This window comes from Asticcacaulis sp., from assembly GCF_020217185.1.
Lineage (GTDB): Bacteria > Pseudomonadota > Alphaproteobacteria > Caulobacterales > Caulobacteraceae > Asticcacaulis.
Map to the genome: position 1 here is coordinate 1 of NZ_JAIWNX010000269.1, position 10,000 is coordinate 10,000.

Below are 10,000 nucleotides of genomic sequence, written 5' to 3' on the forward strand. Positions count from 1 at the left end.
TGTAGAAGCCGGCGGTTTCGGTGACCTGTTCGCGGAAGCGCGTCATGCCTTCGGGCGAATCGTGGAACCACCACGACGGGCCGAGTTTCAGGATCGGATAGTGCCCGGCCAGCGGGGCCAGTTCGCGCGAATAGGAGGTCTCATCCAGCGTGAACAGGATGACCGTCAGGGTCTTTTCGTTGCCAAACGCATCCAGCAGCGGCTTGAGATCATTGACGTAATCGGTGGCCAGCGGGATGTCGCAGCCCTTGTCGCGCCCGAAAGTTTCAAAGATCGTCTGGTTGTGGTTGCGGAACGAGCCAGGGTGAATCTGCATGGTCAGCCCGTCATCGAGGCTCATGCGCGCCATTTCGGTCAGCATCTGGGCGCGGAACAGCTCGGCATCGGCAGGGGTAAATTCCCCGACGATGATGCGGTTGAACAGGGCCTCGGACTCTGCCGCCGACAGATTGGCGGTCTTGGCCGTCGGGTGGCCGTGGTCGGTCGAGGTCGCACCCATCTCCATAAAAAAGTCACGGCGTTTGCGGTGCGCGGCCAGATAACCCTTCCAGCTATAGACGTCTTCGCCGGAAAGCTCGGCAAACACTTTCAGCTTGTCGCGGAAGTCCTCGTGTTCGGCATCAATCACCGGATCGGGGCGGTAGGCGGTGACGACGCGGCCCTTCCAGCCCGACGCGCGAATTTTCTGATGGTGCTCCAGCGTATCGGTCGGCGACTCGGTGGTGGCCAGAAGCTCGATATTAAAGCGTTCAAACAGGGCGCGCGGCTTATAGGCGTCAGACGCCAGAAGCTCACCGATGCGGTCGAAATAATCATCCGCCGTCGTCTCATCGAGGCGCTTGTCAAAGCCCATGATGTGGCCAAAGACGTGGTTCATCCACATGGCAGTCGGCGTGCCGCGGAACAGATGCTGATTGGCAGCAAAGATTTTCCACGCCGTGCGCGGATCGGCGGTCGAAGGCCCGGCCTTGGACCCCACGCCCAGATCATTCAGATCATAGCCCTGCGAATAGAGCATGCGGTAGATGTAGTGGTCCGGCGCCAGAAACAGCTCGGTCGCGCTGCCGAAATTGGCATTATCGGCGAACCATTGCGGGTCCGTATGACCGTGCGGCGACAGGATGGGGTAATCCTTGATCAGCGCATACAGTTCGCGGGCCACCGCGCGCTGCGCCGGGTCTGCCGAAAACAGACGGTCTTCGTTCAAAATCAAAGGCTTGGACATGTGATAGATACCGAAACAAAGCGAAACCGTGGACCGTTCTGTCTGAACTTTGTGACGGTCTTCGGGCTCATGATCTCCCGCTGTAACAGGTAACCGGTGTCATGGTTTTTATCAATGTCTAATTTGGAGCGGAAGGATTTTCATAAAATCATTCCGCTCAGGCCGCCATTGAGGCGGCGGCCAAGGCGGCGCAGCCGCCGCCCGGCGAGGGCTAAACAAAAGCTGGATCATTATGTTTCCAGGGAAACGTAATGATCCAGACTCGTTCGCAAAAACAGGTTCAGGGCTTGAACGACGGGTCAGCCGGGCCGGTCGATTCCCGCACGATCAGGGCCGTATCGAAGACGGTACTGTCCTTGCGGTTTTCCGCCAGCAGGGCATCGGCGGCCGCGCGGCCGATGTCGCGGATGGGGGCGCGCACGCTGGTCAGGCCGGGGGTGACGCGGGCGGCGATGGGGGCGTCGTCATAGCCGACCACGCTGAGGTCGTCGGGGACGCTGAGGCCCAACTCGGCGGCGGCCTTATAGACACCGACCGCCATTTCGTCGTTGGAACTGAAAATGGCAGTCGGGCGCGGTGATTGCGACAGCAGTGCCTTACCGGCCACATAGCCCGACTCGAAGGTATATTCCCCCTGCACGATCAGGGCGCTATCGAGCGTCAGGCCGCGCGCCTCAAGCCCCTCATCGAAGCCCTGCCGGCGTTGACGCGCCGAGGCGTAACCCGCCGGGCCGGAGATGAAGCCGATACGGCGGTGCCCCAGATCGGCCAGATGCTCCGCTGCTGCGCGGCAGCCCATGCGGTCGCGCGACACCACCTGCGACGAGACGATAGGTGGCGTGTTTTCATCGCCGGGCATGGCGGTGATGCGCACATAGGGCACGTCGAGATCATCGAGCGCGGCCAGCAGTTGACGGTTTTCAGCGATGGGCGGCAGGACGATCACGCCGGACAGGCGCTGCAACTCCACGAATTCGCGGATTTCGTCGATAAAATCCGCGCTGTTCTTGTCGCACGGGTGGACCACCAGCTCGGTGCCCGACCCACGGATGCAATCCAGCACGCCGTTCTGGATATTGATGACGTACTGGGCATTGGGGTTGTCATAGACAAGGCCCAGCAGGAAGGAGCGGCGAAAGGCCAGGCCGCGCGCCTGCGGGTCCGGCTTGAAACCGATGCGGGCGATGATGGCATTGACCTGATCGCGGGTTTCGGCGCGCACCGACGGCGAATGGTTGATCACCCGCGACACTGTCTTCTTCGAGACGCGCGCCAGAGAGGCCACATCGTTGATCGTCGCCTTCTTGCGGCGCTTCAGGAAATCTTCGACGGGATCGGGGGCGCCTTCGGGAAGAGCGGTCGTGGTCATGTGTGGGTTTTGCTTCCGGCCTGAATTGCGAGACGGTCACATACAAAAGTCCGTTTCATCTGTTATATTTAGCGGTAAATAGCGGCTGCGGGCAAGCGCGCAGATTTTCCGTCCATAGCCCTGTTACGCCTCTTGCCTATCTACCGCGTTCAGAGGTATGACACCGGTTACCAACCGTCAACATAAAAAACAACGTTCGCGATCTCGCCTCTGAGGGCGTCGGACGTCAGAAAGACAGCGATTATGCCCGACGACTCTTCCTCCTGCGCGGCCCTTGGGCCTAAGGACACAAAAGCCCCGGCTATGGTGCGCTATGTGCGCGTGCACGCCACCGATGATGTGGCGATTGCGGTCGAAGCGCTGAGCGCCGGGGAGGTGCTGAATTTTGGTGATGTGCAACTGACGCTCGGAACCGACATCCCCAAGGGGCACAAGATCGCCCTGCGTGACATCGCCGTGGGCGTGCCGGTGCTGAAATTTGGCTTCCGTATCGGGCACGCCATCGCGCCGATCAAGGCCGGTGAGCACGTCCATACGCACAATCTGGCCACCTCTCTGACGGGGGTCGAAGACTATGACTACGCGCCCGTGGCCGCCGAAGGGCCGGGTTCCCACCCCGATGCGCGCACCTTTATGGGCTATCGCCGCGCGGATGGCAGGGTGGGTATCCGCAATGAAATCTGGATTTTGTGCACGGTCGGCTGCGTGGCGCGCACCTCTGAGCGGCTGGCCAGGGTGGCGAGCGAGCGCTTTAAGGGCCGCGTCGATGGCGTCTATGCCCTGACCCATCCGCTCGGCTGCTCGCAACTGGGCGACGACCTCAACCATACGCGCAAGCTGCTGGCGGCGCTGGCGGCGCACCCCAATGCCGGCGGCGTGCTGATCGTCGGTCTGGGTTGCGAAAACAATCAGCTCAGCGCCCTGATCGGTGAGATCGAAGGCCGCACGCCGGATCGCCTCAAATATTTCGCCGCCCAGATGGTCGAGGACGAGCACGAGGCGGGCCTTGAGGCGCTGGAAGAACTCGTGAAGGTGGTCGAAAAGGATCAGCGCGAGCTGTGCCACGTTTCGGACCTCGCCATCGGCGTCAAGTGCGGCGGCTCGGACGGTTTTTCGGGCCTGACTGCCAATCCGCTGGTCGGGCGTGTGGCCGACATCGTGGCGCTGGCCGGGGGGCAGTCGATCATGACCGAAATCCCGGAAGTTTTCGGGGCCGAACGCATCCTGATGGCCCGCGCCAGGGACGAAGGGGTGTTTCATCAGGTCGTCGATGTGGTCAACGACTTCAAGCAATACTTCCTCGACAACAACCAGCCGGTGTTTGAAAACCCGTCGCCGGGCAACAAGGCCGGGGGTATCACCACGCTCGAAGAAAAGTCGCTGGGGGCCGTGCAAAAAGGCGGCCTCAGCCAGTTGACCGAGGTGTTGCGCTATGGCGAGCGCGCCACGCAGCCGGGGCTGTCGCTCCTCGAAGCGCCCGGCAATGACGCCGTGTCTTCGACGGCGCTGACGGCCGCCGGGGCGGTGATCGTGCTGTTCACCACGGGGCGCGGCACGCCGCTGGGCTTCCCTGCGCCGACGCTGAAAATCGCCTCCAATACCGCTCTGGCCGAAAAGAAGCCGCACTGGATCGACTTCAATGCCGGTCAGGCGCTGGAGGGCAAGACGCTGGACGAAACCGCCGATGACCTGATGGACCTCATCCTGCGCGTGGCGTCGGGTGAGCGCGCCAACAACGAAAAGAATGACGAGCGCGAAATCGCCATCTGGAAGAATGGCGTCACTTTGTAGGTATCATGGGGAAAACAGCGTTTCCCCTGTGCACCGCCTTCGCTATAATAGAGAAAATTCCTTGGGGCGGCCCGGCGGAATTTTTCAAAGTTTAGCCGATTTAACAGTCTGAAAGAAAAAACCGCATGACCCGCCTGTCGCTTGCCACGCTCGACGCCCTGAACTCCGATGTCATCAAACCCGCCTATGATCCGGCAAAGATCGCGGTCGGGATTGTCCATTTCGGTCCCGGTGCCTTTCACCGCGCCCATCAGGCGGCCTTTGTCGATGCGCTGCTGGCCACAGACCCGCGCTGGGGCATCTGCGGTGTGTCGCTGCATTCCAAGGGTGTGCGCGATGCGCTGGCCCCGCAGGACGGCCTCTACACCCTGGCTATTCTCGACGAAAAGATCGAATATCAGATCCTCGGTTCGATGCGCGAAGTGCTGGTCGGGCCCGAGGATATCGACGCCGTGCTGGAGCGCCTGACGCGCCCCGAAGTGCAGATCGTTACCTCGACGGTCACCGAAAAGGGCTACTGCCTCGATCCCAACTGGGAACTCGATTTCGCCCATCCGGACATCGTCCACGACCTCGCCCACCCGCAGACGCCGAAATCCTATATCGGCTACGTGGCCGAAGGCCTGCGCCGTCGCTATGCGGCGGGCCTTTCGCCCTTTGTGCTGATCCCCTGCGATAACCTGCCCAAGAATGGCCACCGCCTGAAGGCCGCCGTTGTGGCCTTTGTGGCGAAGACGGATGCGGTACTGGCGGCTAAGATCGAAGCCGATCTGGCCTGCCCCTGCACCATGGTGGACTCCATCACCCCGGCCACCGACGACGCCCTGCGTGAGCGCGTCAAGGCGGCCATTGGCCTCGAAGACGCCTGGCCGATCCAGCGCGAAGCCTTTACCCAATGGGTGATCGAGGAACACGTTCACGACGGCGGCCCGGACTGGGCCTCGGTCGGCGTCATCCTGACCGACAATGTCCCGGCCTATGAACGCGCCAAGCTGCGCCTGCTCAATGGGCCGCACTCGACGATCGCCTATACCGGGCTGCACAAGGGTATCGAGAGCGTGTCGGAAGCCATGAAGGATGCCGAACTGGCGCAACTGGCGCGTGACCTGATGCTGAGCGATGTGGTGCCGCTGCTGGAGGCGCCGAAGGGCCTCGACCTGAGCGCCTATTCCGAAGCGATTTTGAAGCGTTTCCGCAATCCGGCCATCCGTCACCTGCTGTCGCAAATCGCCTGGGACGGCTCGCAGAAGCTGCCGATCCGCCTCTTGTCGTCCCTGTCCGAGGCGCTGGAAAAGGGTCAGGACGTGAGCCGCTTTGGCGTGCCGCTGGCCGCGTGGATGCGCTTTATCCGCGCGAAGGCTGTGGCCGGCGAGACGATCACTGATCCGCTGGCCGATGAATTGATCGCCATGGGCAGGGGGCTGAAAGACGAGCAGTCGGACGTGGCGACCTTTCTTGCCTACCGCAAGGTCTTCCCGGAAGCGCTGGCGAAGGACTCTCGTGTCATCGCCGCCGTCGAAGGGGCCTATCAGACGCTCCTGTCGCGCGAACAGGTGGCCGCGTAATCGCATGGGCGGGGAGGGATAAGACGGTTGACGCCTCTGCGCCCCGGCATTACCGCTTCCCTCTTATAAAAAGGACGCGCCCATGCCGAACCCCCGCCTTGTTTTGCCCGTCGAAGCCCCCACACCCGACCACGTGATTGCGCTGTCCGACGGCGCGCCCAATGCGCCGGAAGGGCAATGGCCGGATCGCGTGCATAAGCAGGTCACGCGCGCCGAACTGAGCGCATTTAAATCACCGACTCCGGCGCGGGCGCGCGCCCTCGTCTATGGGGGTGGCGGCTATATCAACCTTGTGCACGACCGCGAAGGGGTGGAGGTCGCCCTGTGGCTCAATGCGCAGGGTATCGACGCCTATGTGCTGACGCATCGTCAGCCGGGGCAGGCGGATGCGGATGGCGGCGTGTGGCCTTACGATATCGCTCTGAACGACGGCCTCAAGGCGCTCGATTATCTGCAAAGCCTGACGCCCCTGCCACTGCTGCACGTGGGCCTGTCGTCGGGCGGGCATCTGGCCGGCGTCATGGCCTGTCAGGACCACGCGCAAAAGGCGAAGGGCGTGCTGATCGCCTACGCCCCCGTCAACGCCAATCACCGCGATTATAAGGCCCCGGCGGGCAAGCCCGACTATCCGCCCGCCGAAAAGCAGGCCTTTTACGACGCCTGGCCCATCGGCATAGCCGGGGAACCGCACGGTATCCCGCACATGCCGGTGTTTCTGGCCTATGCCCTGCACGATCAGATCGTGCCCATCGATCACGCCCTGAACCTGATCAAGGCCATGCAGCAGACGGGTGGAGATGTCGATGCCCACATCTTTCCGCAGGCCCTGCACGGCTTTGCGCTGCGTGAGCTGAACGGCACGCACGATCAGTGGCCGTCACTGGCGGCCCGCTGGATCGACAAGGTGCTGGGGTGATCAGAACAGCGACCACCGCCGATGTCGCCGCCCTGACGCGCATCTGGGAAGAGTCGGTGCGCGCCGCCTATGATTTCCTTGCTGAGGGCGATATCGACTTTTACCGCCCCTACCTGCTGGCCGGGCTGATGGACGGCGAGGTGTGGGTGGCCGAAGACGACGGTGCCCCCGCCGGCTTTTGCGTGCTGGCAGGTGACAACACGCTGGCCATGCTGTTTGTCGATCCGGCGCAGCAACGGCGCGGTGTGGGTCGCGCCCTGATCGCCCATGCCCGCGTGCTGAAAGGCCCGCTGATCGTCGAGGTCAACGAACAGGTGACGGGCAATGTCACCTTCTATCAAAAGTGCGGATTTGCAGTGACCGGTCGTTCCGACACCGACGCGGCGGGCAATCCCTATCCGATTGTGTTTATGGCGCAGTGACTTTCAACGGCCGGATGCGGTCAGCCTCTTCGGCCGTTGGTATCAGTTAAGTGCCAGACTGGATAAACGGCACTTTTTCAAACAGCTTGCGTTCTTCGCCGCGCGGGTCATTGGCCATTTGCGGCGTCAGGTCCATCAGCATGGTCTGGCGCTCCGGCAGGCCATAGGGCGTCCAGTCGGGCAGGGCGGGGGTCTGCGGTGATCCGGTGCGCGCAAAGGCGATAAAGGCGTCGGAGAACAGGTCGGCCATGCGCCGGGCCTGCGGGCTGTCGGTCGAGATGGCGTCCGGTACGGCGGTGGTGCGGAAGACCAGCGGTATGTCGATCGTGTGTGGCGCGCCCAGCCGACCGCCGTCTTTTGGCGTCTTCCAATCGACCTGATAGACAAAGGTTTTGGCCCCCGCCTTGGCGCGTTCTTCGGCCTCGATAATCGCCCCGCGCCAGGACCGCCCCGCCGTCGTCGCCGCGAAATAGACATCGCTCGGCGTCATCTGCGGATAGAGTTTGCGATAGGTGTCGATGACGCGCCACGGGTCGATATCGACGCGGTAATTGGGCGGCAGTTTTTCCGGCAGCTCTTCCCAGGTCAGGTTCTGAAAGGCCGGATTAGTCCCCTGAAAACCGCGCGTTTCGTCGTGCGTATTGCCGATCATCATCGGGATGTGCCGCGATTGTGGCGCCGCGTCCGGATAGAAGGGGTGACGCATCAGGATGGCTTCATCAAGCACCGGGCCCATATAGACGCCGCCGGAGCCCAATACCGGATCGGTGACCTTCAGCGCCGCGACCAGCGTTTCCCACGGCAGGGTCTGCACGGCCTTCAGCCCTTCGGCATCGGGCATTAGCCCCAGCGCCCCCAGAAACGCCTTCGCCCGCGCCGTGGCATTGCCGGGGCCGGAGGCGGTCACCTGTTGGCCGCTCATGGTCGCGGCCTTGTGGAACAGGCCGTCGGCTTTCGGCGTGGCCATCAGGGTGGCGATCTTGGCCCCGCCACCGGATTGCCCGAACACCATGACATTGCCGGGATCGCCGCCAAAGGCCGCGATATTGTCGCGCACCCATTGCAGCGCCAGAATGAGATCAAGCTGCCCACAATTCCCCGAAAAGGCCAGCGGGCCCGGCTGCCCTAGGATCAGTCGCTCCAGCCGCGCCAGATAGAGATAGCCGAAGACATTAAGCCGGTGATTGACGGTCACCACCACCACATCACCGCGCTGCGACAGGTTTGTGCCATCATAGAGCGGATCGGAGCCCGACCCGTTGGCATAGGCCCCGCCGTGAAAATAGACCATTACCGGGCGTTTTTGCTGTGTGGAAGCCTGCGGCGTCCACACATTGAGGAACAGGCAGTCCTCGCTCTTGCCATAGGCGTCGGGTGTGGATTGTTGGGGGCAGGCTGGGCCATAGCCATCCGCCCTGACCGGCTTGATCCACGGCTGTGGTGGGCGCGGCGGCAGGAAGCGATAGGGCGGCGCGGTCGTTTCGCCATACCGCAGGCCGAGAAACACCGCCGTGCTCGCCCGGACCTGCCCGATCACCGGGCCATTGGTGGTCTTGACCGTGACGGATTTGGGCTTAGGCGTTGCGGCTGATACCGGTGTCACGGCGGCGGACACGGTCAGGGCGGACAGGCCCTTAAGGGCATCACGGCGTTTCATGCGGGCATTTCCCGTGGGTTCTGATTTTGACGCAAGGTGGCCCCGCCACACGCAAATGTAAAGCCGCCCAAAAATCTGGATCCTTATGATTTTTGGTAGAAACTTAATGATCCAGATTTTTGTTTAGCCCCTCGCCGGGCGGCGGCTCCGCCGCCTTGGCCGCCGCCTCAATGGCGGCTTGAGGGGAATGATCCATGAGATCATTCCGTTCTCTAAACCCTTGTCCTGAGCGCGAATTTCCGGCTATGCAAGGCTATGCGTTCCGAACCCGCCCTGATCGACGCCTATCATCGCCGCATCTCCTATGTGCGGATTTCGGTGACGGACCGCTGCGACCTGCGCTGCACCTACTGCATGTCAGAGAGACAGACTTTTCTCCCTCGTGAAAATTTGCTGAGTTTTGAAGAGCTTGAACGCCTGTCCCTGTTCCTGATTGATCAGGGCGTGACGCGGCTGCGCATCACCGGCGGGGAGCCGCTGGTGCGGCGGGGAATTCTGGATTTCCTGAAACGTCTGGGCACGCAGGTGCATACGGGGCGTCTGAAAGAGCTGACCCTGACCACCAATGGCACGCTTCTGGCCGAGGCCGCGCCGCATCTGGCCGAGGCCGGTATTCGGCGCATCAATGTGTCTCTGGACAGTGTGGATACCGACACCTTCCGTCGCATTACGCGCGGTGGCGACCTCAAAAAAGTGCTGGATGGCATAGACGCGGCGCAAAAAGCGGGCCTGAAAGTCAAGCTGAATACGGTCGCCCTGCAACAGGACAATCGCACCCATCTGCCGGAGATGATCCGCTTTGCGCACGCCAACGGCATGGACATTTCGCTGATCGAAACCATGCCGCTGGGCGAAGAGATCGCCGGGCGTGAAGACCAGTTCGTGTCCCTGCGCGACGTGATGGCCGATTTGCAAAGTTTCTGGGACATCACGCCTTTGAGCGACACGACGGGCGGGCCGTCGCGCTATTACCACGTGGCGGAAACCGGCGGCCGGCTGGGCCTGATCACGCCGCTGAGCCACAATTTCTGCGACACCTGCAACCGTGTGCGTAT

At 62.3% G+C, this 10,000-nt stretch carries 8 protein-coding genes; 5 read left to right on the forward strand and 3 right to left on the reverse strand.

From position 1 onward, the window contains the following. Together uxaC and LDL37_RS13590 are read right to left on the reverse strand one after the other, a co-directional pair. The coding region (uxaC, locus tag LDL37_RS13585) for a glucuronate isomerase (protein ID WP_290799292.1) at positions 1-1,225 on the reverse strand (1,225 nt) is incomplete at its 3' end. A 280-nt stretch (positions 1,226-1,505) separates the two neighbouring features. Next, positions 1,506-2,594, reverse strand: coding sequence for a LacI family DNA-binding transcriptional regulator (locus LDL37_RS13590; RefSeq protein ID WP_290799294.1), 1,089 nt, complete (start codon positions 2,592-2,594; stop codon positions 1,506-1,508). Between the two features lie 303 nt (positions 2,595-2,897). On the opposite strand from LDL37_RS13590, the gene LDL37_RS13595 reads away from it, so the two are divergent. From LDL37_RS13595 to LDL37_RS13610, 4 genes are all read left to right on the forward strand, one after another. Then, entirely contained in the window at positions 2,898-4,385 is a 1,488-nt protein-coding gene (locus tag LDL37_RS13595; protein ID WP_290799305.1) for an altronate dehydratase family protein, read from the forward strand. Between the two features lie 125 nt (positions 4,386-4,510). Further along, positions 4,511-5,950, forward strand: a complete 1,440-nt coding sequence (locus LDL37_RS13600; RefSeq protein ID WP_290799296.1) for a mannitol dehydrogenase family protein — start codon at positions 4,511-4,513, stop codon at positions 5,948-5,950. Between the two features lie 82 nt (positions 5,951-6,032). After that, positions 6,033-6,866, forward strand: coding sequence for a prolyl oligopeptidase family serine peptidase (locus tag LDL37_RS13605; RefSeq protein WP_290799298.1), 834 nt, complete (start codon positions 6,033-6,035; stop codon positions 6,864-6,866). After that, complete coding sequence (locus LDL37_RS13610) at positions 6,863-7,288, forward strand: GNAT family N-acetyltransferase (RefSeq protein WP_290799300.1); 426 nt, start codon at positions 6,863-6,865, stop codon at positions 7,286-7,288. Before LDL37_RS13605 ends, LDL37_RS13610 begins: the two co-directional genes overlap by 4 nt. 46 nt (positions 7,289-7,334) lie before the next feature. Here LDL37_RS13610 and LDL37_RS13615 read toward each other — a convergent pair whose 3' ends face one another. Further along, positions 7,335-8,945: a carboxylesterase/lipase family protein gene (locus LDL37_RS13615; RefSeq protein ID WP_290799302.1), complete on the reverse strand. Its 1,611-nt coding sequence runs from the start codon at positions 8,943-8,945 to the stop codon at positions 7,335-7,337. A 255-nt stretch (positions 8,946-9,200) separates the two neighbouring features. Here LDL37_RS13615 and moaA point away from each other — a divergent pair. Beyond that, positions 9,201-10,000, forward strand: an 800-nt coding sequence (moaA, locus tag LDL37_RS13620; protein WP_290799303.1) for a GTP 3',8-cyclase MoaA, incomplete at its 3' end; no start/stop codon positions are given.

Bases quoted from the DNA above. Each gene is read 5' to 3' on its own strand.
- LDL37_RS13590 (WP_290799294.1), bottom strand. From the start codon at position 2,594: ATGACCACGACCGCTCTTCCCGAAGGCGCCCCCGATCCCGTCGAAGAT.
- LDL37_RS13600 (WP_290799296.1), top strand. From the start codon at position 4,511: ATGACCCGCCTGTCGCTTGCCACGCTCGACGCCCTGAACTCCGATGTC.
- LDL37_RS13605 (WP_290799298.1), top strand. From the start codon at position 6,033: ATGCCGAACCCCCGCCTTGTTTTGCCCGTCGAAGCCCCCACACCCGAC.
- LDL37_RS13615 (WP_290799302.1), bottom strand. From the start codon at position 8,945: ATGAAACGCCGTGATGCCCTTAAGGGCCTGTCCGCCCTGACCGTGTCC.
- LDL37_RS13595 (WP_290799305.1), top strand. From the start codon at position 2,898: ATGGTGCGCTATGTGCGCGTGCACGCCACCGATGATGTGGCGATTGCG.